Annotated in this window: 20 protein-coding genes and 1 tRNA gene; 6 read left to right on the forward strand and 15 right to left on the reverse strand. The window is 68.4% G+C overall.

Annotated features, from left to right (window positions below; genetic code table 11):
• Positions 1 to 72: 72 nt before the first annotated feature.
• From MKK65_RS31355 to MKK65_RS08580, 5 genes are all read right to left on the reverse strand, one after another.
• Complete coding sequence (locus MKK65_RS31355) at positions 73 to 1,227, reverse strand: DEAD/DEAH box helicase (RefSeq protein ID WP_243957031.1); 1,155 nt, start codon at positions 1,225 to 1,227, stop codon at positions 73 to 75.
• The gene (locus MKK65_RS08565) at positions 1,224 to 2,186 is read right to left on the reverse strand and encodes a DUF1837 domain-containing protein (RefSeq protein ID WP_243957032.1); all 963 of its coding nucleotides are present in this window, start codon (positions 2,184 to 2,186) and stop codon (positions 1,224 to 1,226) included. Before MKK65_RS08565 ends, MKK65_RS31355 begins: the two co-directional genes overlap by 4 nt.
• Before the next feature lie 219 nt (positions 2,187 to 2,405).
• Complete coding sequence (locus tag MKK65_RS08570; RefSeq protein ID WP_243957033.1) at positions 2,406 to 3,728, reverse strand: tyrosine-type recombinase/integrase; 1,323 nt, start codon at positions 3,726 to 3,728, stop codon at positions 2,406 to 2,408.
• A gap of 203 nt (positions 3,729 to 3,931) precedes the next feature.
• Positions 3,932 to 4,008: transfer RNA gene (locus tag MKK65_RS08575), tRNA-Met, on the reverse strand.
• A gap of 67 nt (positions 4,009 to 4,075) precedes the next feature.
• Positions 4,076 to 6,094 (reverse strand): OPT family oligopeptide transporter, encoded by a 2,019-nt coding sequence (locus MKK65_RS08580; RefSeq protein ID WP_243957034.1) that lies wholly within the window; start codon positions 6,092 to 6,094, stop codon positions 4,076 to 4,078.
• 135 nt (positions 6,095 to 6,229) lie between these two features.
• Between MKK65_RS08580 and MKK65_RS08585 the strand changes: the two genes are divergently transcribed.
• Both MKK65_RS08585 and MKK65_RS08590 read left to right on the forward strand, forming a co-directional pair.
• On the forward strand, positions 6,230 to 6,673 hold the full coding sequence (locus MKK65_RS08585) for a CHRD domain-containing protein (RefSeq protein ID WP_243957035.1): 444 nt from the start codon (positions 6,230 to 6,232) through the stop codon (positions 6,671 to 6,673).
• Positions 6,674 to 7,198: 525 nt separating this feature from the next.
• Positions 7,199 to 7,429 (forward strand): hypothetical protein, encoded by a 231-nt coding sequence (locus tag MKK65_RS08590; RefSeq protein WP_243957037.1) that lies wholly within the window; start codon positions 7,199 to 7,201, stop codon positions 7,427 to 7,429.
• A gap of 52 nt (positions 7,430 to 7,481) precedes the next feature.
• Here the strand turns inward: MKK65_RS08590 and MKK65_RS08595 are convergent, their stop codons facing one another.
• The 8 genes from MKK65_RS08595 to MKK65_RS08630 all read right to left on the reverse strand — a co-directional run bounded on the left by MKK65_RS08595 (position 7,482) and on the right by MKK65_RS08630 (position 17,402).
• The gene (locus MKK65_RS08595) at positions 7,482 to 8,192 is read right to left on the reverse strand and encodes a response regulator (RefSeq protein WP_243957039.1); all 711 of its coding nucleotides are present in this window, start codon (positions 8,190 to 8,192) and stop codon (positions 7,482 to 7,484) included.
• Positions 8,189 to 10,906: a sensor histidine kinase gene (locus MKK65_RS08600; protein WP_243957040.1), complete on the reverse strand. Its 2,718-nt coding sequence runs from the start codon at positions 10,904 to 10,906 to the stop codon at positions 8,189 to 8,191. Before MKK65_RS08600 ends, MKK65_RS08595 begins: the two co-directional genes overlap by 4 nt.
• Before the next feature lie 166 nt (positions 10,907 to 11,072).
• Positions 11,073 to 12,332 carry a hemolysin family protein gene (locus MKK65_RS08605; RefSeq protein WP_279596608.1) on the reverse strand — a complete coding sequence of 420 codons (1,260 nt, stop codon included), beginning with the start codon at positions 12,330 to 12,332 and terminating at the stop codon, positions 11,073 to 11,075.
• Between the two features lie 274 nt (positions 12,333 to 12,606).
• Complete coding sequence (locus MKK65_RS08610) at positions 12,607 to 13,212, reverse strand: K(+)-transporting ATPase subunit C (RefSeq protein WP_058191457.1); 606 nt, start codon at positions 13,210 to 13,212, stop codon at positions 12,607 to 12,609.
• A gap of 22 nt (positions 13,213 to 13,234) precedes the next feature.
• The gene (gene kdpB, locus MKK65_RS08615; RefSeq protein WP_243957042.1) at positions 13,235 to 15,325 is read right to left on the reverse strand and encodes a potassium-transporting ATPase subunit KdpB; all 2,091 of its coding nucleotides are present in this window, start codon (positions 15,323 to 15,325) and stop codon (positions 13,235 to 13,237) included.
• Positions 15,326 to 15,375: 50 nt separating this feature from the next.
• Positions 15,376 to 15,573 (reverse strand): hypothetical protein, encoded by a 198-nt coding sequence (locus MKK65_RS08620; RefSeq protein WP_243957043.1) that lies wholly within the window; start codon positions 15,571 to 15,573, stop codon positions 15,376 to 15,378.
• Between the two features lies 1 nt (position 15,574).
• Positions 15,575 to 17,290, reverse strand: a complete 1,716-nt coding sequence (gene kdpA, locus MKK65_RS08625; RefSeq protein ID WP_243957044.1) for a potassium-transporting ATPase subunit KdpA — start codon at positions 17,288 to 17,290, stop codon at positions 15,575 to 15,577.
• Between the two features lie 22 nt (positions 17,291 to 17,312).
• On the reverse strand, positions 17,313 to 17,402 hold the full coding sequence (locus tag MKK65_RS08630) for a K(+)-transporting ATPase subunit F (RefSeq protein ID WP_007559906.1): 90 nt from the start codon (positions 17,400 to 17,402) through the stop codon (positions 17,313 to 17,315).
• A gap of 634 nt (positions 17,403 to 18,036) precedes the next feature.
• Here MKK65_RS08630 and MKK65_RS08635 point away from each other — a divergent pair.
• The 3 genes from MKK65_RS08635 to MKK65_RS08645 all read left to right on the forward strand — a co-directional run bounded on the left by MKK65_RS08635 (position 18,037) and on the right by MKK65_RS08645 (position 19,988).
• Positions 18,037 to 18,642, forward strand: a complete 606-nt coding sequence (locus MKK65_RS08635; RefSeq protein WP_243957045.1) for a cell wall anchor protein — start codon at positions 18,037 to 18,039, stop codon at positions 18,640 to 18,642.
• Between the two features lie 21 nt (positions 18,643 to 18,663).
• The gene (locus MKK65_RS08640) at positions 18,664 to 19,242 is read left to right on the forward strand and encodes an NADPH-dependent FMN reductase (RefSeq protein WP_243957047.1); all 579 of its coding nucleotides are present in this window, start codon (positions 18,664 to 18,666) and stop codon (positions 19,240 to 19,242) included.
• A gap of 413 nt (positions 19,243 to 19,655) precedes the next feature.
• Entirely contained in the window at positions 19,656 to 19,988 is a 333-nt protein-coding gene (locus MKK65_RS08645) for a hypothetical protein (protein WP_243957048.1), read from the forward strand.
• 329 nt (positions 19,989 to 20,317) lie between these two features.
• On the opposite strand, the gene MKK65_RS08650 is transcribed toward MKK65_RS08645, so the two are convergent.
• Positions 20,318 to 20,533 carry a hypothetical protein gene (locus MKK65_RS08650; RefSeq protein WP_058191465.1) on the reverse strand — a complete coding sequence of 72 codons (216 nt, stop codon included), beginning with the start codon at positions 20,531 to 20,533 and terminating at the stop codon, positions 20,318 to 20,320.
• 218 nt (positions 20,534 to 20,751) lie between these two features.
• Here MKK65_RS08650 and MKK65_RS08655 point away from each other — a divergent pair, with 218 nt between their 5' ends.
• On the forward strand, positions 20,752 to 21,012 hold the full coding sequence (locus MKK65_RS08655) for a hypothetical protein (protein WP_243957049.1): 261 nt from the start codon (positions 20,752 to 20,754) through the stop codon (positions 21,010 to 21,012).
• A 51-nt stretch (positions 21,013 to 21,063) separates the two neighbouring features.
• Here the strand turns inward: MKK65_RS08655 and MKK65_RS08660 are convergent, their stop codons facing one another.
• Positions 21,064 to 21,540: a hypothetical protein gene (locus tag MKK65_RS08660; RefSeq protein WP_152997451.1), complete on the reverse strand. Its 477-nt coding sequence runs from the start codon at positions 21,538 to 21,540 to the stop codon at positions 21,064 to 21,066.
• Positions 21,541 to 21,657 lie beyond the last annotated feature (117 nt).

Here is a 21,657-nt window from a genome sequence, read left to right on the forward strand (position 1 = left end):
GCCCCGGAGGTGTTCATGCCAGCCTTCTCCGCTTGGCCGGCTGCGCTTGCCAGACCAGCTCCGCCGGCCAAGCTACCCGTGGCGGAGCGGCCCACCGTGCACTAACTCTACCCTTGGACCACCTCGTGGGGGCCGATCACCGCTACGAACCGAAAGGTGATATTTCTTCGTCTGCTTTCGGACTTGTTGCGCGAAGATAACGTTCTGGAGCACTGTTGGAGCGTCGCTATCGACCACTCGCAGTTCGCGCCCTGCCGGTGCGTCTTCAAGCAAAGTTTCGGGGTTATGCGTAGCGGGGCTGATGAATACTGCGCGGACCGCGGGGCTCGCTCGCAACGCTCGTTCTACCGCATCCTGAAGAACAACCCCCCGCCTCACATCGCCGATTTTGTGAGCCTCATCTACAATGAGGAGGTCAATCTTGACTTGATCATGAAGCGTATTTGCGAAAAGGTGAAACCGTTCCTGTGTGAACACTAATATTAATGGAGCGTCATCACGAGAGGCCTCGACGTATTTTTCAACCGATGGCAGAGAACTTACTTGAATGGCGTATGGATCAGTGTCGCTTTTACCTAGCATGCCCTTGAGATTGGCCTCTGTCTCACTTACCAGCGCCCTGGTTGGAGCGAGATAGATGACGGTCCGAACTCGCTGGGACCGAACCTGATCAATGATCCACTGTACGACTAAAAACGTTTTACCAGATGCTGTAGGGGCAGAAGCTGAAAGCCAAGCAGCGCTTTTCGCGGCCGTCCAGAAATCGTGCTGGAACTCGTTTACTTCCATGAGGCTCCCGCTTGCCTCCAATACGACCGAGTTTCTCAGCCTGTTGCGAGTTAGTTCGAGACGAGCACCTACGCCAAGCCGGCTATCGAGATCAGTTCCAAATTCAGCTTTTCGCTGAGCGAGATCGACCGCAACACGGTTAGACAGCTGCTCGAATAGCAATGCGGAGGCATCTCGGATCGGGCCACGCGGCGCGCAGGTCATGGCGGAGGTCGCAATCAAAAGCGCAGCTTCACGGGGGCGTCGTGCCTTTGACTTGGCGAGAATGCTTCCAGCCAAGAGAAGCCGCTTCCAGTCAAGCTGTTCGAGCGCGTCGTCAATTGCCTCGACCGGATCGACGTTTTCCAAGTCCTGTAACGCATTGATGCGCACGAGGGTGGCGAGTTCGCGCGCTACCCCATCATTGAGAAGCCATTCAATCAGTTCGCTAGCGTTCACTTTGCCAGTCCAAGAGCCTCAAGGACGCCGGTGCGGAAATCGTCGGCGGAAGGAAGCGGTAGGCATAGGAACTCGATGCGACATTCCTGAAGCTTTTCGAGAACGATCCGATTGTTCACGTTCCGCGCCCATCTACGGAGGGCCGTGCGGGACGCGTCAATGATTCCGTTTGCACTGCATTTGGCACCCGCTGCCGGATAGCCGGCGCCATCGAACCCAACGAGGGCAACCGCGCGATATCGCTTGCGCGTCACGGCTGGATCAGAGACATCAAAATATCGACGCAGGGCATCGTTAAGGTTCGGGTCGCCTAAATCTGCCTTCTCGCTCAGCAGCACTAGATCACGCTCGCGTTTCGCTTCCTCATGCTCTTCCTCGACCAAGAAAGGCCGGAGGGAGGAAAGGCATTCGCGAATTGCCTGCGCCGCATCTGCATGAATTTTTGATTCGCCCCAAAATAAATTGAGTACCCCGTCGTCGTCGACGCTGGCATATACGCCATCCGCGCCGTTGTAATGCATCTGTCCACTTGTCTTTAAGTCCATCTTGCAAAGTATCTGTGGCAGTCCGAGAAAGCGTTCGGCAAGTATATATAAAAGTAGTTCGCCGCCCTCGCCTGTGGTCGATATATCGGTGAAGGTCTGTAGTGCACGAAAATACAGTCCAACTGTTGCGGCCGTGGAATTTTCACGCAGATCACGCTCCTGCGCTTGTTGACGGATAGCTCGCGGTATGGCGTAGTCAACAATCACGGACCGCATGAATTCAGCAAGACGTCTCGTGCTGACCCGTCCGTTTGCATCAACCTTCAGACAATGACAGTGGATGCGCACCTCGCATCCTTCTACCTCGATGTTACGCTCGACGAGATCGAGGTGTACGTCTAAAGCCTTCGGATCTGCTGATAGAGCCGTCTTGAAGTCGTCAAAAGAAAGGGGCGCGAGCACATCCGCTTCCAAGCTCTTCCTCCCGCCGCCATTGCTTTGTCAGGCAACCGCTCTCGCGGCTGCACATTCGTTCTAGGCGCAGCCTACTCGCGAACGCACGCGAAATGGGAGGGGTGGTTCGGGCTTAGCTGTGCACGCTCCTAGATTGGCGTCATTGCAATCCCCATGGCGGGTGTGGAAGCAGCCTAGCGCTGTTAAGCTTCAAATTGGGATGGGCTGGGGGTTGAGGAGTTAGGCTCGCGTCCACTCCGGCCGCAGCCGGTCCACCACACGCTCAAGACGCACTTGTCCGTAGTGCTTGTCGATCATCGCCAGGGAGGTCCGGCAGTTCCGAGCCACGTCCAGTACCTCCGCTCCGTTCGCGAGCTGCTCACTGATGTAGAAGTGCCGTAGCGAGTAGGGAGTTCGCTTGATTCCTCGGTGATCACGCTCCAGGCCCGCAGCCTTCACCAATTCGGTGAATCCATTCGCGATCGAGCTGATTCGCTTACCGGTCTCGCTCGCGAACACTGGGTCGGCGTCATTCGGCTCTCGATCCATGCTGCGCTGGAACAGCATCCATAGGGTGTCGAACCACGGGATCGCGGCCTTCTGCGGAATCGCCTTGCCGCTCTTGCCCTTGCCCCGAACCTGCAGCCGGATGTCCCGATCATCCACGCTCTTTTTTCGGCCTGCGCGATAGCCCAGCACGTCGCCCCAGGTGAGGTTGTACATTTCCGTCGGCCGCAAGCCTGAGAACGCGCCTATCATCACGTACGCATGCAACAGGGTGCGATCACGCCGGGTGTGATCGTCCAGCCGGTTGATGCGCCAGCTGCGCCGGTCACTGGTGCGCACCTCTGCACCCGTGCCGTCCATGATGGGGTCTACCAACCGGCTGAGGCTCACTGCCTCCAAACGGGCGAACTCATGGGGCTCGAAGCTGGGCCGCCGATTGTCGGGCGCACGCCGGGCCTTGATCGTGATCTCCGGCGGGGTCTTGAGATAACCCTGGCGTGAGGCCCAGCGCAGCAGCGCGCGCAGCACCACGGTCTCACCGCGCTGACGGCTCAGGGATGGTGCTGATCGCCGTACCGGCCGGCGCAGGCGATGGCCATCACGCTCGTACTCGATGTGCGTGATGAGCTTGCCCGGCCCCTCGGTCCAGTAGGTGCGCCGCCACTCCGCGTAGCGCTCCATATCCGCTTCGCTCACCGTATCCACGGGCTTGGCACCGAAGTAGCCGATGAAGTAGCGGCGAATCACAGCGGGCTCGCTCTTGCCCTGGTCGGCTCGCCGCTCACCACGCTCCACCTCGCGCAGGATCTGGGCGATGTACTCCTCGGCCACACCCTCGAAGGTGTGCGCCTTGGCCGTGAGGCCCTGCTTGGCTCTGTAGGTGGCCTCGTACCAGATGGCGTCCGCTCGCCGCTCCGCCTCCCGGAGGTCGTCCGTGTCGAGGGATCGCTTGAACTGGCCCTGACCCCGGATGCTGAAGCGCACCTGCCACCGGGTGCTGCCGGCGCGCTGAAACAGCTGGTAGCGCTCGGCTGGGTCGTTGCCAGGGGTGCTCAAGATGCGGCCCTGTCTGGTTACTGCGGTGCGGCGGACTGCGCTAGAAGTGCGCTAGGGTGCTCCCAGAGCCCCCAGCAAACCGTTACGCCTGCACGATAATTTTCCCGCTGCGCTAGCTCTGTTCTAGGATTTAAAGCCGAAATCCGCCCAGAGCAAGGCAAACAAAAAGCCCCGCTAAGTGCTTGGCGGGGCTTCAGAATTGTTGGTAGCGAGGGAGGGATTTGAACCCCCGACACAAGGATTATGATTCCTCTGCTCTAACCAGCTGAGCTACCCCGCCACGAGCCGCGCGCGCCCCGGGAGGCCGCGACCAGCGGGCGGGGTATAGGGAGGGCGGGCGCGGGCTGTCAACGGTTCTCTGCGCGGAATGTGGGGGTCCCGGGGGCGCTTCGCTGCGCAGGGACTGCGCCGGGACCGCGGATGAACCGGAACGCTGCGAAGAATCCCGCGGCGAAGACCGCGCCGCCCAGCCAAGTCGCCGGGGTTGCAAAATCCGGCCCGACCAAACTGAGGGTCGAGGATCGGCCGGAGGCCGCGTCGACGGCGGTCAGGCCGATTCCGACGAAGCTTTCGCCCACCAGAAATCCGGAGGCGATCAGCACGCCCCGGCGGCGGGAGGCCTCCAGGGCTTCGGCATCGGCGCGGCGCAGGGCGCGCAGGCACAGGAAGCCGAGGAGGCCGCCGAGCCCGATGGTCATCTCCACGGAGAGCGGCAGATACATGCCGATCCCCACGGTCAGCGCCGGGAAGCTGAACGCCCGGCGCTTGAGCGCGACTTCCAGGCCGACCATCACGATACCGAGGCCGCAGCCGATCAGCAGCATCGGCCAGGGCAGGGTCCGGGCGACGATGCCGTCGGCGATCTGGGTGACCAGCGAGGCCTGCGGCACGGTGAGCGCCAGGGCCGGATCCATGCCGGGCCGGGGCAGGGAGCCGACGAACCCGTAGGCGCCGTAGAGCAGCGACAGCAGGGGCACGATCACCAGCGAGCCGACGGCGACGCCGACGATCAGCACGACCTGCTGACGCCAGGGCGTGGCGTCGACGATCTGGCCGGTCTTGAGATCCTGCAGGTTGTCGTTGGCGATGGAGCAGGCGGTGATGATCACCGAGGCGGCGAGGAGCACCAAAGCGACGGTGACGCGCCGCGCCTCCGGGTCGTCGGCCGGTCCGAGGAGCAGCGGCAGCAGCGCGGCGCCGACCATGGCGGTGAGAATGCCGATCCCGGAGATCGGGCTCGTCGAGGAGCCGAGCAGGCCCGCGAGATAGCCGCAGACCGCCGCCATGGCGGCGCCGAAGACCAGGCAGAACAGCAGGCCGGCGGCCACCACCGCGGCGAGCATCGGGCCGGCAATGCCGAGATCGGCCGCGAAGCCGGCAAACAGCGCGCCGAGCGGCACGCAGAGGGCCAGCGCCGCGCCGCCGACCAGGGGCAGCGGCAGATCGCGGTCCTGCCGGGCCGCGGCCCGGGCCGGATGGCCGGCGGCCAGGGCCGACCGGATGCTCCGGGCGATCGGCCGGACCAGCGTCGCCACGGTCCAGAACCCGCCCACCGCGATGATGCCGGCACCGACGAGCCGCACTTGTCCCGACCAGATGGCCTGCGCGGCGTCCCCGGGCGACAGGCCGGGCTGGGGCGTCAGGGCGGTCAGCACCGGGACCATGAGGCCCCAGGCGATGACCACCCCGGTCAGCAGGGCGAGGCAGGCCCCGATCCCGACGAGGTAGCCGACCCCGACCAGCGCCAGGGAGAAGCCGCTGCCGATGCTGAACACCGCGCCGCCCAGGCTGGCGGCCGTGAGCACGCCGTCGGCCAGGATCCGCAGGCCGCTGGTGGCGAAGGCGACGAGGCCCGAGCCCGCGGCGGCGATCAGCAGGGTCGCAAGGCCACGCTCGCCGGTCTCCGTATGGCCGGCGCGCAGGACCTCGGCGGCGGCGACGCCCTCGGGGTAGGGGAGGTCGCTGCCCGAGACCAGCGCCCGGCGCAGGGGGATCGAGAAGGCGACGCCGAGCCAGCCGCCGATCAGGCAGACCAGGCTCGTCTCCCAGAACGGGAAGCCGTGCCAATGGCCGATCAGCACGAGGCCCGGCAGGACCAGGATGACGTTGCAGAGGGTGCCAGCGGCCGAGGCCTGGGTCTGGACGATGTTGTTCTCGAGGATGCCGGCGCCGCCGACGAGGCGCAGGGCGCCCATCGAGATCAGCGCCGCCGGGATCGAGGACGAGAAGGTCATCCCGGTCTTGAGGCCGAGATAGATGTTGGCCGCCATGAACACGACGGTGATCAGTGCGCCGAGCACGATTCCCCGGGCCGTGATCTCCCGCCCGTGCCCGCCCGCCGGGGCGCCCGCGTCCGTCACCGCCATCGCACCCCACCGTCGGCCGGCATGGCCGGACATCTGTCTCACATCGGACGATAACCCGATGGCCGGCGCGGCGCCGCTCTCCTATCTTGCGACACGTGGCCCCGCTCGGGGGTCGTGATGGAAGCGGAGCGTTCGATGACACGCCTTGCCAGCACAAGTTTCGCCGCCTTCCTCACGCTGACCGTGCCGCTGACCCTGTCCGGTGCGCAGGCCGCCGGGGAGAGCATGACCTACAAGGCCGCGCTTGCGGGCGGCAGCGAGGTGCCGGCCACCGAATCGAAGGGCACCGGCGTCGTCACGGCGAGCTACGATCCGGCCACCAAGCGCCTGAGCTGGAACGGCACCTATAGCGGCCTGACCGGCCCCGTCACCGCCGCCCATTTCCACGGCCCGGCCCCGGCCGGCGCCAATGCCGGCGTGCTGGTGCCGGTGACCGCGACCAGCAGCCCGTTCTCCGGCGAGGCGTCCCTGGACGATGCCAAGGCCGCCGACCTCGAAGCCGGCAAGCTGTATTTCAACATCCACACCGCCGCGAACCCGAAGGGGGAGATCCGCGGCCAGGTGGAGCGGGCGCGTTAGGCGCGGGAGCCCTGTCCCCGGGGCAGGGCGGAACCGGTACGGCGGCCGATCCCCATCCTGCTCTCGCTGAGGCAGCGTCGCCCGTCTCGGGACTCCGGCGCGGCCCGGCCATCGTCCCGCGCCGGGCTTTTCGCCGTTGCGCTCGGGATTGGTCCAGCGGCGATCTCGGGACCGTCGCTCACCGGCGACACGGGTCGGCGTTTTTCAACGCTCTGTGGAGCAGAAGGCTCGTTCCTCGCCGGCACGATGACAGGACGGCGCGGGCATCTGGCCTTGGAGATCCCATCTCGGGAGTTGGATATCGCGATCCGTCTCGCCCGGAGGCTTCGTGAGCTGCGGACGAGCGCCGGAGCGCCCGCAGAACCGGTCTCCTGGCTTTGCGGGGATCGCCTGCACGGGATCCGTGAGCTGGATCCTAACAAGACCCTCACGCGATCGGCCCCGTTGCCCGCTCGAACCCTCATGCGTCCCGGCACAGATTGACGGTGCGGTCCGCGAAGGATCGCGGGAACCCCCAGACATCCGATGTCGCCCATCATCCAAGTCACCGCCCCCGTCATAGACCCGGCGGGGGAATCAGCCCGATTCATCGTCGGGCAAGATCCCGAAGGCCATTGGGTCGCGATCGAGATCCACGGGCGGGCCGGCGGGTTGTTCAAGAACCGGGAGGCTGCGTTCGATTACGCGGTCGGCGAGACCGGGCACCGCCCGGATGCCGTGCAGCTTTCCGCCGAGCGGATCGCGCTACAACTCTGACGCCGTCCGGGGGCCCGGCTTCGGCGGGGAGGGCGGGCCATCGCGCGTCGCCCTAGGCCGGAGGCGGCTTGAGCAGCGGCTCGTCGTCGGGCGCGCGCAGGCGGTAGCCGACGCCCGTTTCCGTCAGGAGAAGCCGCGGCCGCTCGGGGTCGGCCTCCAGCTTCTGCCGGAGCTGGCGCATGTAGACCCGCAGGTATTGCGGGTCGGAGGAGACCGAGACCGCCTGCATCAGCTGCGCGTGGGTGAGCACCTTGCCGGCATGCGTCACCAGCACGCGCAGGAAGTCGTATTCCCGCGGGGTCAGCTTCACCTCGGCGTCATCGACCTTCACGATCCGCCGGACGAGATCGATCGAGAGCCGGTCGACCCGGAAGATCGGGCGCTCGCCCTGGACGGCGAGCTGGTGGCGCAGGGCTGCGCGCAGGCGGGCGAGCAGCTCGGCCATGCCGAAGGGCTTGGTGATGTAATCGTCGGCACCGAGATCCAGCGCCTCGACCTTGCCGCCCTCGTCGGTGCGGCTCGACAGCACCACCACGGGCAGCTCCGGATGGCGCGTCCGGATCGTTGCCAGCAGGTCGTGGCCGCGCATGTCCGGCAGGCCGAGATCGAGAATGACGAGATCGACCCGGTCGCGGCCCAGCACCTCCAGGGCGGTGGCGGCGTTCGGCGCCTCCAGGATGACGTAGCCCTGGGTGGACAACCCCGTACGCAACAGCTTCCGGATCGGCGGCTCGTCATCGATGACCAGGATGGTCGGGTTCATGCGGCGATGTCCTTGGGCGCGGTCCGGGCCGGGACCGGCAACGTCACGGTGAAGACGGCGCCGCTGCGGTCGCGCCGGTTGGCGGCGGTGACGGTGCCGCCCATGGCCTCGACGAAGCCGCGGGCGATGGCGAGCCCGAGCCCGGTGCCGGCCCGGACCCGGTCGCTCTTGCGCACCCGATAGAACTTGTCGAACACGCGCGCGATGTCCGCTTCGGGCAGGCCGTCGCCCTCGTCGAGAAGATCGAGGCGCACCCGGTTGCCCTCCCGGCGGCCCCGGATTGTGACGGTGGAGCCTGCCGGGGCGTATTTGGCGGCGTTGTCCAGCAGGTTGAACAGCACCTGCTCGAACAGCACCGGGTCGAGCCGGAGCACGGGCAGATCGGGGGCGAGATCGACCGCGACGCGATGGTCGGCCAGCACCGCCTCGGCCCGGCGCAGGGCCGTGTCGACGATCTCGGCGACGTCCTGCGGGGCGAGGTTCGGGGCGACGGCGCCCGCCTCCAGGCGGGTCATGTCGAGCAGGTTGGCGATGAACCGGTTCAGCCGCTCGGATTCGGCGATGATCGTCGCCAGCAGGTCGGCCTTGGCCTCCGGGGGGAGGTCGGCGTCGAGATCGTGCAGCGTGCTCGCCGCCCCGAGCACCGAGGCCAGGGGCGTGCGCAGGTCGTGGCTGATCGAGGTCAGAAGCGCCTGGCGCAGGCGGTCGGTCTCGGCGGCACGCTCGGCCCGGTCGAGATCCTCCACCAGCCGCACCCGCTCGATGGCGAGCGCGCCCATATCGGCGAGCGCGTCGAGCAGGCGGCGCCCCTCCGGGGTCAGGATCGGCCCGGCGCCATCCGCGTCGAGGCCGATCACCCCGATCGTGCCGCGCCCGGTCCGCATCGGCAGGAACAGCCGCTTGGCGCCCGGCAGGGTGTCGGCGCCGCGACCCGCCGGCCTGTCGTTGTCGAAGGCCCACTGGGCCGCCGCGAGATCGGCCGCATCCAGCCGATCCTCCGGCGGGTAGCCGGCCCGCACGGTGACGGTTTGGCCGTCGGGCAAGAGCAGGACCACCCGGACCCGCAGCATGGCGGCCACCTGCGCGCAGGTCGCCCAGAGCACGTCATCCAGGGTGCCGCAGCCCGCGAGCTTGCGCGAGAATCCGAACAGACGCTCGGTGGACGTGGCCCGTCCCTGACTGACCAGGGCGATCCGGCGGGCGCGGGCGGCGAGGTTCGAGACCAGCACGGCGACCAGGGTGAACAGCAGGAAGGCCGCGACGTTGGTCGGGTCGGCGATGGTGAAGGTGTAGACCGGCGGCAAGAAGAAGAAATTGTAGGCGAGGGAGGCCGAGACGACGGCTGCTAGGGACGGCCCGAGCCCCCAGCGTACCGCCACGGCGACCACGCCGGTCAGCAGCATCAGATCGGCATTCTCGACGCCGGTATAGGGCTGGAGCAGCAGCGCCACGCCGAGCGACGCGGCGGTCGCGAGCAGGGCCGTCAAGTAGGGGCCGGGGGCGACGGTCGCGGCCGGGGACGCGGTGGCCACCGGCCGGCGCGACGGGGCCTCGGCCGGCACGGCCTCGCCCGGCACCACGTGGACGCTGATATTGCCGCTGCGGCGCACGAGGTCGTGGACCACCGAGCCGTTCACCAGCTCGAACAGCCAGGAGCGCGCCGCCTTGCCGACCACGATGTGGTTGACGTTGGCCGAGCGGGCATAGGCCAGGATGTCGTCGGCGACGCGCCGGCCGCCCGGCAGGGTGACGGCGTCACCCCCGAGCCGGTCGGCCAGCCGCAGGGTCTCGGCGATCCGGTCGCGCTCCGCCTCGCTGCCGGCACCGGCGCGGGGCACCTCGATGAACAGCGCCGTCCAGGGGGCGTGCAGCCGGTCGGCGACGCGCTTGGCGTAGCGCACCAGGCCGGCGGAGCGCGGATCGTCGCTGACGCAGACCAGCACCCGTTCGCCCGCGCTCCAGGGCCCCGCGATGGCATTGGCCTGCATGTGGCTGAGCAGCTCGTCGTCCACCCGGTCGGCGGTGCGGCGCAGGGCGAGCTCGCGCAGGGCCGTGAGGTTGCCCCGGGAAAAGTAGTGCTTGAGGGCGCGCTCGGCATGGGTCGGGACGTAGACCTTGCCGTCCTTGAGCCGCTGGATCAGGTCGTCCGGGTTGAGGTCGACCACCTCGATATCGTCCGCGCGATCCAGGATGCCGTCCGGCACGGTCTCGCGCACGCGGATGCGTGTGATCTGCGCCACCACGTCGTTGAGGCTCTCGACATGCTGGATGTTGAGCGTGGTGTAGACGTCGATGCCGGCATCGAGCAGCTCCTCGACATCCTGGTAGCGCTTCGGGTGGCGGGAGCCCGGCGCGTTGGTGTGGGCGAGCTCGTCGACCAGCGCCAGGGCGGGCTTGCGGGCCAGGAGGGCGTCGAGATCCATCTCGTCGAGATCGGTGCCGTGATAGGGCACGGCGCGGCGCGGGAGGACCGCGAAGCCGTCGAGCAGGGCCTCGGTCTCGGCCCGGCCGTGCGTCTCGACGACGCCCACCACCACGTCGAGGCCGGCCTCCCGCTTCGCGCGGCCGATGGTCAGCATCTCGTAGGTCTTTCCGACCCCGGGGGCGGCGCCCAGAAACACCTTCAACCGGCCGCGGGTCCGCGCCTCCCGGCGCGCCGCTTCCAGCAGGGCCTCGGGGGTGGGGCGGGTCGGATCGCGGCCGGTCTCGGGCATGGGTTTTTCGGGGGTCGGAACGCGACGGGTTCGGCGGGGCGATACGGCTCTGCGACCTGACTTCGCTGAAGTCAGCGATCGACACACAGCGCGCAAGCGAAGGGAGACGTCACCGTCTCTCAGTCTCCGACGGCGACCGGGCCGCCGGGATCGTCGACCCCGACGTTCAGGCCACCTTGACGGCCAGGACCTTGTCGACCCGGCGTCCGTCCATGTCGACGACCTCGAACCGCCAGCCGCCGGCCTCGAAGGCGTCGCCGGCCGCGGGGATCCGGCCGAGCTGGAAGATCACGTAGCCGGCCAGCGTGTTGAAGTCGTCGGAATCGGGTGTCTCGGACAGGTCGAGCCGCTCGAACGCCTCCCGGGCCGGCATCATGCCGTCGATCAGCAGCGAGCCGTCGGCCCGCTCGACCACGTCGGGCTCCTCGCCCACTTCCGGAATGTCGCCCGCGATGGCCTCCAGCAGATCGGTCTGGGTGACGATGCCCTCCAGGCTGCCGTACTCGTCGACGACCACGGCCATCCGCATCGGCTGGCTCTGGAAGGTCTCCAGCACCGCCAGGATGGTCATGCTCTCGTGCACGACGATGGGCGGCTGTGTCGCGGCGGCGATGTCGATCTCTTGGCCGTCGAGCACCTGATCGAGCAGATCCTGCTTGCGCACCACGCCGACGAGCTCGTCCACGTGGCCGCGGCTGACCACCACCTGCGCGTGGTCGCAGGCACGCACGGCCTTGAGGATCTCGTCGCGCGGGTCGTCGGCATCGACCCATTCGACCTCGTGGCGCGGGGTCATGATGTCCCGGACCTTGCGCTCGCCGATGGCGAAGATGCGCTCCACCGCCTCCTGCTGGACCTCGCGGATCAGGCCGGCCTCCTGGCTGGCCTGGATCAGCAGGTTGAGCTCCGCCGTCGAGTGCAGCGAACCTTCGCCGTGCCCCGCCTTGAGGTCGAACAGCCGGAGCACGCCGTTGCCGAGGCCGTTCAGGATCAGGATCGCGGGCCGGAACAACAGCAGGAACAGGCCGAGCGGCCGGACCACCGCCAGGGCGGTGCGCTCGCTCCGCTGCAGGGCGAGGCTCTTGGGGGCGAGCTCGCCGAGCACGATGTGCAGGGCGGTGATGATCGAGAAGGCCAGTGCGATCCCGACCGTGTGGGACGCGACGGCGCCGAGGCCCAGCGGCAGCCATTCGAGGGCCGGCTCGATCAGATGCGCGAGCGCGGGCTCGCCGATCCAGCCCAGCGCCAGGGACGACAGGGTGATGCCGAACTGGGTCGCGGCCAGGTAGGCGTCGAGCCGGTCCGTCGCCCGCTGGAGGGCGGTGGCATTGGCCCGTCGCTCCGAGACCAGCTCGGCGACGCGGCTGCGACGCACCGATACGAGCGCGAACTCGGCGGCCACGAAGAACCCGTTGGCGAACACCAGGGCCAGGACCGCGATCAGCCCCAGTGCCGTCGACCACGCAGCGTCGGAAATAGACGTGAACCTTCTCGAATGCCCGACCCGTCTTAACAGCCAAGGCGGATGCGTGCCAAACCGGCGCGACCGACAAAATCCTGTCCGGCCGCGCCGATCCCCCGCCAAGGGCTCCGAGGTCCGATCTGAGCATCACGTCATCACGCGCTGAAAGGCAGCTTCCGTCGTTCCAGGTCGTCACACCGTCAGCGGGATCGCCTTGCGTCCCGCGCCGAACGATCCGCTAGCGACCGCCCAGCCCATCGAGGGCGAGGTTGAGCGCCAGAACGTTCACCCGGGTCTCGCCGAGCAGCCCGAACAGGCGGCCCTCGCTCTGCGCGGCGACGAGCTGGCGCAGGCGGTCCTCCGGCAGGTTGCGGGCCTTGGCGACCCGGGGCACCTGGAACAGGGCGGCGTCGGGCGAGATGTCCGGGTCGAGGCCCGAGCCGCTGGTGGTGACGAGGTCCACCGGGACCGGCTGGCCGGGATTCTCCGCCGCCAGCGCGTCGCGGTCACCCTTCACCCGCTCGGCAAGCGCGGCGCTGGTCGGGCCGAGGTTGGAGCCCGCGGAATTGGACGCGTTGTAGGGGGCCGGCACGGTCTTCGACGGGTCGGCCGGGTCCGCGGCGCTCGTGGCGGAGGGCCGACCGTGGAAGTAGGTGGCTCCGGCGAAGTTCTGGCCGATCAGGGTCGAGCCGACGACATGGCCGTCGCGCTCGATCAGGCTGCCGGCGGCACGCGCGGGAAAGATCAGGCCGGCGAGGCCGGTGACGGCGAGCGGGTAGGCGAGGCCGGTGATCGCCGTCAGGACGGTGAGCAGGACCAGGGCGGGGCGAAGCTGGCTGAGCATGGCGAGTTTCCAGAGGACTGGTTCAGGCGAGGTGCAGGGCGGTGACGGCGAGGTCGATGGCCTTGATGGCCGCGAACGGCACCAGGACGCCGCCGAGCCCGTAGATCAGCAGGTTCCGGCGCAACAGCGCGGCGGCGCCCACCGCGCGGTAGGTCACGCCCCTGAGCGCCAGCGGGATCAGCGCCACGATGATCAGGGCGTTGAAGATGATCGCCGACAGGATCGCGCTCTGCGGCGAGGCGAGACCCATGACGTTGAGCGCCTGGAGCTGCGGATAGAGCCCGAGGAACATCGCGGGGATGATCGCGAAGTACTTCGCCACGTCGTTGGCGATGGAGAAGGTGGTCAGCGCGCCGCGGGTCATCAGCAATTGCTTGCCGATGCCGACGATCTCGATGAGCTTGGTCGGGTCGGAATCGAGATCGACCATGTTGCCGGCCTCGCGGGCCGCCACCGTGCCGGTGTTCATGGCGACGCCGACATCGGCCTGGGCCAGCGCCGGGGCGTCGTTGGTGCCGTCGCCGCACATGGCGACGAGCTTGCCCTGGGCCTGCTCGGCGCGGATCAGCGCCAGCTTGTCCTCCGGGGTGGCCTGGGCGAGGAAGTCGTCGACGCCCGCTTCCGCCGCGATGGCGGCGGCGGTCATGGGGTTGTCGCCGGTGATCATCACCGTGCGGATGCCCATCCGGCGCAGCTCCGCGAAGCGCTCGCGGATGCCGCCCTTCACGATGTCCTTCAGGTAGACGACGCCGAGCAGCCGGCCGTCGCGGGCCACCGCCAGCGGCGTGCCGCCGGCCTTGGCGATCGTCTCGGCGATGGCGCGGATCTCGGCCACCGATTCGGGCTCCGCCTCCGGCTGGTAGGCCAGAGCCGCGTTCGAGCCCCGGCTCGCCATCGGCTGCGCCGAGACCGAGGCGATCACCGCCTCGACCGCGCCCTTGCGGATCGAGACGCCGTCGAGATCGACGCCGCTCATGCGCGACTGGGCGGTGAAGGGCACGAAGCTGGCGTTCAGGCCGGCCATGTCCCGGGCCCGGATGCCGTAGGCCTCCTTGGCGAGCACCACGATCGAGCGGCCCTCCGGGGTCTCGTCGGCGAGCGAGGCGAGCTGGGCCGCGTCGGCGAGATCGGCCGCGGTCACGCCGGCGACCGGCCGGAACTCCGTGGCCTGGCGGTTGCCCAGCGTGATCGTGCCGGTCTTGTCCAGGAGCAGCGTGTCGACGTCGCCCGCCGCCTCGACCGCCCGGCCCGACAGGGCGAGCACGTTGAAGCGCACCAGCCGGTCCATGCCGGCGATGCCGATGGCCGAGAGCAGGGCGCCGATCGTCGTCGGGATCAGGGTGACGAACAGCGCCACCAGCACGATCAGCGGGATCGCGCCGCCGGCATAGGAAGCGAAGCTCGGGATCGAGGCCACCGCGAACACGAACACGAGCGTCAGCCCGGCGAGCAGGATGTTGAGCGCGATCTCGTTCGGGGTCTTCTGCCGGGAGGCGCCCTCAACCAGGGCGATCATCCGGTCGACGAAGGTCGAGCCGGCCGCCGCGGTGATCCGCACCCGGATCTGGTCGGAGAGCACCTGCGTGCCGCCGGTCACCGCCGAGCGGTCGCCGCCGGATTCGCGGATCACGGGAGCGGATTCACCGGTGATCGCCGCCTCGTTGACCGAGGCGACGCCCTGGATGACCTCGCCGTCCGACGGGATCAGGTCGCCGGCCTCGACCAGCACCACGTCGCCGACCTTGAGGCCAGTGCCCGGGACGGTCTCGTAGCGATCGCCCGGGCCGGTGAGGCGCTTGGCCATCGTCTCGGTGCGGGTACGGCGCAGGCTGTCGGCCTGGGCCTTGCCCCGGCCCTCGGCCAGGGCTTCGGCGAAGTTGGCGAAGACCAGGGTGAACCACAGCCACAGGATGATCTGGCCGGAGAACAGCAGGTCGCCGGCGCCGGTGGCGACATCGCGGACGAACAGAACGGTGGTGAGCGCGGCCACGACCTCGACCACGAACATGACCGGGTTGCGGATCATCGCGCGCGGATCGAGTTTTTTCACGGAGCCGACGAGCGCCGGCCCGACCAGAGCGGGGCTGAACAGGGAAGTGGTCTTGCGGGACATGGATCGGGTGTCCGGAGAGGGGCGGGGAGGCGCGGGCGCGCCTCGGGATGTCAGGGGGCCAAGGTGCCGGCGGTGAGCGCGCAGGCCGCCATCATCGCCAGGGCCGCGAGCAGCAGTACGCCGAGCAGCGCCAGCACGAGGTCGGAGGTCCGCGGCGGCCGCGCGCCGGCCCGGTGCCGAGGCGGTGGCGCCCGATGCAGCATCAGGTGATGGCGCGGCATGCGCCGGGTCGGGAGCGTGCGCGGCATCTCAGCCTCCTGTCGCGAAGGTCTGGCCGGCGGAACCGGCGAGGTGCTCGACCACCGGTCCCAGCGCCAGGGACGGGAAGAAGGTCAGACCGCCAACGATCAGGATCACGCCGACCAGGAGCCCGATGAACAGCCCGCCATGGGTCGGGAAAGTGCCGGCCGAGGCCGGCAGGGTCTTCTTGGCGGCCAGCGACCCCGCGATGGCGAGCACCGGGATCTTCACCAAGAACCGGCCGACCAGCATCGCGAGGCCCAGCGTGCTGTTGTAGAACAGGGTGTTGGCCGTGAGCCCGCCGAAGGCCGAGCCGTTGTTGGCCGCCGCCGAGGTGTAGGCGTAGAGGATCTCGGTGAAGCCGTGCGGCCCGGCATTGGCCGGCCCGGCCAGCCCCGCCGGCAGCACGGTGGCCAGCGCCGTGCCGCCGAGCATCATCAGCGGCAGGCACAGGATGCCGAGCATGGCCATCTTTACCTCCCGCGCCTCGATCTTCTTGCCGAGATATTCGGGGGTGCGCCCGACCATCAGGCCGGCCACGAAGATCGCCACGATCACGAAGACCAGCATGCCGTAGAGGCCGGCGCCGACGCCGCCGATGACGACCTCGCCGAGCTGCATGTTGATGAGCGGGATCATGCCGCCGAGCGCCGTGAAGCTGTCGTGCATGGCGTTGACCGCACCGCAGGAGGCTGCCGTCGTGATCACGGCGAACAGGGCCGAGGCGCTGATCCCGAAGCGGACCTCCTTGCCCTCGAAGTTGCCGCCGGTGAATCCGAGGCCGTTGAGCACGGAGCCGCCTTGCGCCTCGGCCCAGTAGGTGACGACGACGCCCGCCAGGAACAGGATCCCCATGGCGCCGAGGATCGCCCAGCCCTGGCGCTCGTCCCCGACCATGCGGCCGAACACGTTGGTGAGCGCGGCGCCGATCGCGAAGATCGAGACCATCTGGACGAAGTTCGACAGGGCGGTCGGGTTCTCGAACGGGTGCGCAGCGTTGGCGTTGAAGAAGCCGCCGCCGTTGGTGCCGAGCATCTTGATCGCGACCTGGCTCGCCACCGGGCCGATCGCGATGGTCTGCTTGGCCCCCTCGAGGGTGGTCGCGTCGATCGAGGCGCCGAGCGTCTGCGGCACCCCCTGCCAGACCAGGAACAGCGCGTAGGGGATGCAGAGCGGCACCAGCACGTAGAGTGTGGCCCGGGTGACATCGACCCAGAACGACCCGATCGTGCCGGAGGAGGCCCGGGCGAAGCCGCGGATCAGCGCCACGGCCACGGCGATGCCGGTGGCGGCCGACAGGAAGTTCTGGTGCGTCAGCCCCACCATCTGGGCGAGATACGAGAGCGTGGTCTCGCCGCCGTAGGATTGCCAGTTGGTGTTGGTGACGAAGCTCGTGGCCGTGTTGAAGGCGAGGTCCGGCGCCACGGCGGCCTGCTTGGCCGGGTTCAGCGGCAGGAGCGCCTGGAGCCGCAGGATCGCGTAGAGCAGGGCGAAGCCGAGCAGGTGGAACAGGATCACCCCGCCGGCATAGGCGAGCCAATGCTGCTCCTGGCGGGGGTCGATGCCGGCGGCGCGGTAGAAGCCGCGCTCCACCGGCGCCAGGATCGGCGAGAGCCAGGTGCGCTCGCCGTTGAACACGCGCGTCATGTAAAGCCCGAGGGGCTTCACCAGCGCCAAGACGACCGCGCAATACAGCGCGATCTGCATCCAGCCGTTGAGGGTCATGGGAGGAGTCCGTTCGGGCCGCTCAGAACCGCTCGGGGCGGACGAGGGCGTAGGTGAGGTAGCCGAGCAGCCCGAGGGTGGTGAGGGCGCCGAGGGTGAGGTCGAGGCTCATGGCGGCCCCCTCAGAAGCGGTCGCAGAGCAGGGCGTAGCCCTCGCTCAGGGCGAAGAAGGCCAGCCCCGCGGCGATGAAGATGAGGTCGAGCATGATGAATCCGCGTCGGTTCTGCGGGCGGCGCGGCGAGGCCGCGACCGATCCCGGCCGACCCGGAGTGTGGCCGGGAACCGCGTTAGGGTTCGAGACGGAGCGGGCGGCGAACTTATAAGGATCGCATGAGGATCGGCGGGGGTGAGGCCGTGCTCGGCACCGAGCCAGCAGGCCCCGAGGGGCCTGCTTTCCCGTGCGGACCATCGGGTCACACATCGCTCCCGGATGAGGACCAAGGCTACCCCCAAGCGCGTCTCCCTTCCCCGCAGAGGGGGGAGGAAGGGCGCGTGTCCGCCTCGGAGCGACTTCTCCTGCAGCCGAGAATTATCCGGCCCGCGTTCTGCAAAGCCGCGAGCCCGCAAGGAGAAGGGGATGCGCCGCTAACCGGTCGTGAACGCCAAGACACCGCTCCAACACCGGCAAAATCTGCCGCGCGGCCGATCCTGCCGGCCCGATCCTCATTTCGGCCCTTGAAATCATTGGTAAAATTCTGGACCGCGCCGTGCTTGCTCCCACAGAAGGACTTCGCGAGGACGTATCATGTCGGTCGGTTCGGTCACGAGCAGCAGCCTCCAGCGGGACCTCATCAGCGCCCTGCGGCAGACGCGGTCGGCCTCCGCGCCGCAGACCGACGCGAACGCGTTCGCAGCAGCGAGCCAGGGGGCGAGCGCATCGACCGGCACGGCGAAAGCCTCCGGCAGCACCGCCTCCGGCCCGGCCCTGTCGAGCGACCTGATGGCCTCGCTGCTGCAGGTGCAGTCCGATTACAGCCAGATTAGCGCCCAGGGCGGCTTTGCCCCGCCCAGCAGCGCGTCGAGCATCACCGAGCAATCCAGCGCCGATCCCGGCGCGGAGGACGGCCAGGACGCGCAGACTGCCGCGCCGGTCCACCATCATCGCGGTTCGCACGTTCGTCCGGTGGCGCCCGATACCGCGAACGCCACGGGCGCGACCCCGACCACCGGCGACGGCACGGCGGCCGCTTCGACCTCCGGCACCGCGGCCGGCGCGACGAACCCGTTCAGCGGGATCGAGGACGGCCTGCAATCGTTGCTTCAGCAGGTCACGAAGGCGATCGCCGCCTACGCGACCACCGGACCGGTCGGCTTGGCCGCCACAGCGCTGACGGCCACATCCAAGACCTGATCGCACTGATCGGAGATCGCCATGCCTCTCACCGTTCCGGTCATCCTCGGCAGCGTCCGCTCGGACCGCATCGGCCTCCGGGCGGCGCGGTTCCTGATCGCCCGGCTCGAGGCGCGCGGCCACGTCGCCCCGCTGGTCGATCCGGCCGAGCTCGGCCTCCCGCTCCTCGACCGCATGTACAAGGAATACCCGGCCGGCACCGCCCCGGAGCCGCTGGAGCGCCTCGCCCAGCTCTACCGCGGTGCCGATGCCTTCTTGGTGGTCTCGGCCGAGTACAATCACGGCGTTCCGCCGGCTTTGTCGAACACACTCGACCACTTCCTGGAGGAGTATTACTGGCGGCCCTCGGCGATCTGCTGCTACTCGGCCGGACAGTTCGGCGGAGTCCGCGCGGCGATGCCGCTCCGGGCGATGCTCGCCGAACTCGGCATGCCCAGCATCCCCTCGCTCCTGCCGATCCCGCGCCTCCAGAAGGTGCTGGACGAGGCCGGTACGCCGACGGACGCCTGGATCGACACGGCGGCCGCCAAGTTCCTGGACGAGTTGGCTTGGTACGCCGAGGCCCTGCGCGCGCGGCGGCAGGCCGGGACACCGTACTAACGGCTGTCCGACGGGTCCGTCCCGCGCGACCGTCCTGGCGCACGGCGAAGCGATCCACGCGCCCAAAACGCCTGGGGATCGCGCGCCGAAAGCCCCAGTCATCCGGTCGACGCCGCGTTCGCGTGGTTGTGAGGAAGCAGCGAATATCCACCTTCCATTTGAATCCGCTGCGGCCGACACGCCTCGATGCCGGCGCGATTCCAGTCGAACGGTCCACAAACAGGGCAAACAGCCCGTTAAATCTTGAATGTTATTGGTAAAAATCCAAGTCACACCAAAGATCAGCAACGATCCGAGCCCTCGGGCAACACCCTGCGGATCGAGAAACAGTATTGCGCTGTTGCAAAAAGGTGGCTGCGGGGTCCGGGGAAGTATGAGATCTTCCCTGCGTTCCCAGTGGCGGACCCAATCTGATGAAACTCGACGAGAGGGCGCTCCTTCAGGAGCGCGTGCGCACGCTTGTCCTGCGTCATGCCCTCGAGGCGGCGCTCGAGCGTCTGGCGGCGGCCACCCGTGAGACCGGCAAGGAGGCCGCAGCGGAGTTCCAGAGCCTGGAGCAATCCCTGCTCTCGGCCGCCCGCAGCATCGCGGATCGCGCCGCGAGCCAGAAGCTGGCGGTGCTGGTGGCGGTGGAGGATGCGAGCACGACGCTCCGGAGCGCCTTCGGCAATGCCCATAGCCGCCTCGACGCGATCCAGACGGAGCCGCTCTCGGCGGCCGCGCCCCTGAACGCCGTGGCGGCATAGGGGAGGCGGGGCCGGCTCCGACGCGGGCGGCCCAGTCTGGTCGCCCCAGCGGGCTCAGCGCTTCACAGGTCGCGTATCAGCCTTCGGCACGGACAACGACGCGTGTTTCTCCTCACCCCTTGCGGGGAGGGGCCAGCGGTGGGGTCGGTCCGGGATGGGGCGCAATGATGCCTCCTGAACCACCCCCACCTCCCGCTCCTCCCGACGAGGGGGAGGAGCGCGCGTGGCGATGTTCTATGTCACGCGGCCTGCGGGGGATGAAGGCTCGTCGCGCCCCCCGAAAACGCCTGCGCCCCGAACCCGTGGCGCAAGACTTTAACCGTAGAACCTCACTGCTTGGACCGGTTGATAATGGCCCAGAGCGCTTGGGCCACGGGCTCGGTCACGGTGCGCCGGTACTTGCGGTGGACGAGTTGGCCGTTGTGGAACACGTCCTGCTCGACATAGAGCCGGTCGCCGTCCCACCGGACGATGTTGTCGGATTCGATGGTCTCCTCGACGCCGAGCTCCCCCCGCAGGATCGAGTTGCCAGTCTGGGTCAGCATACGCGCGTCCTCGTTCACGCTGTTGGTTCGGCGAGGGAAGCACCGTCGCGGCGTGCGCGGCGAGACTTCCGCAGAAGGACCACCATAGGAGCGTGCACCGGCGGGCGCCAGCGACGCTGCGGACGCAATCGGAGGTCCGTAACCCGGATGGATCGAAGCGTCGGGCGCGTGCGGGCCGAGAGCCGTGGGCATCGGTAAGCCGCCTTGACGTAACCCATGTGCGCTTCAACACGCCGCATCCCGCTCTGCAGTGCGATGCTCTGTCCACGCTGCAGGGCTGCACCCGGGTCATCGCCTGGATCGGCGACGCCGCGACGGAGGCGCTCATGTTCGCTCGCCCGTTCCGATACGTCGCCCCGGCGCTCGCGGCTCTCAGCCTGATCGCGCTGCGGCTGGCCAGCCCGTTCCTGGCGCCGGCGGCCTCACCCCCGCCGGGCGCCCCCGAGGACCGGCGGGTGGTCTTCCGGCATTTTCTCTAGAGTATCATCCCAAACGGCGGTCGCCCGCGTTCGGAGGACGACCCCGCCTGCTCAGCCGCGCCGGCTGAGCACCGCGTTCGGCACCCGGCACACGGGCAGGGCCGACGGGCCGAGGACGATATCGCCCTGTTTCGGGTTGTTGACCGTGAACGGTGCGGTCTCCTGCGTGCCGAAGAAGCCGCGGCCGAGCTGCGAGGCGAAGAACTCGTCGCTTCCGAACCGGATGAAGCAGCGGTCGAGCACGGCCTCGTAATCGAAGCTGGCCTGGGTGACGGGGCCGGCACCGGAGCCCGGAAGCCCGCAATAGGCCGAGATGGCGATCTGGCCGGGCCGCGACAGCCGCACCGGCAGGGACTGGCCCGGCAGCAGGGTCGCGGGCGGACCACCGTCCTGACGTGCGACCAGCACGTAGGTCGAGCGGTTGTAGATCCGGCGCAGGCAATCCGCGGACGCATCGGAGACGACCGCGATCGTCCCGGCGAGACCGAGCACGAGGCCGGCCAATCCGCATCCAATACGCTTCGTCACCGCACATCCTCCGCCGACCGGCCGATCCATCAGCAAAGCGGTCGGGCACGACTTGAACAGCGCCTGGCGCCGCCGCGCAAGGCGAACGCGGCAACAGCCGTCGCGTTCGATGCGGCC

Source organism: Methylobacterium sp. J-001 (assembly GCF_022829565.1).
In the GTDB taxonomy this organism is placed as follows: domain Bacteria; phylum Pseudomonadota; class Alphaproteobacteria; order Rhizobiales; family Beijerinckiaceae; genus Methylobacterium.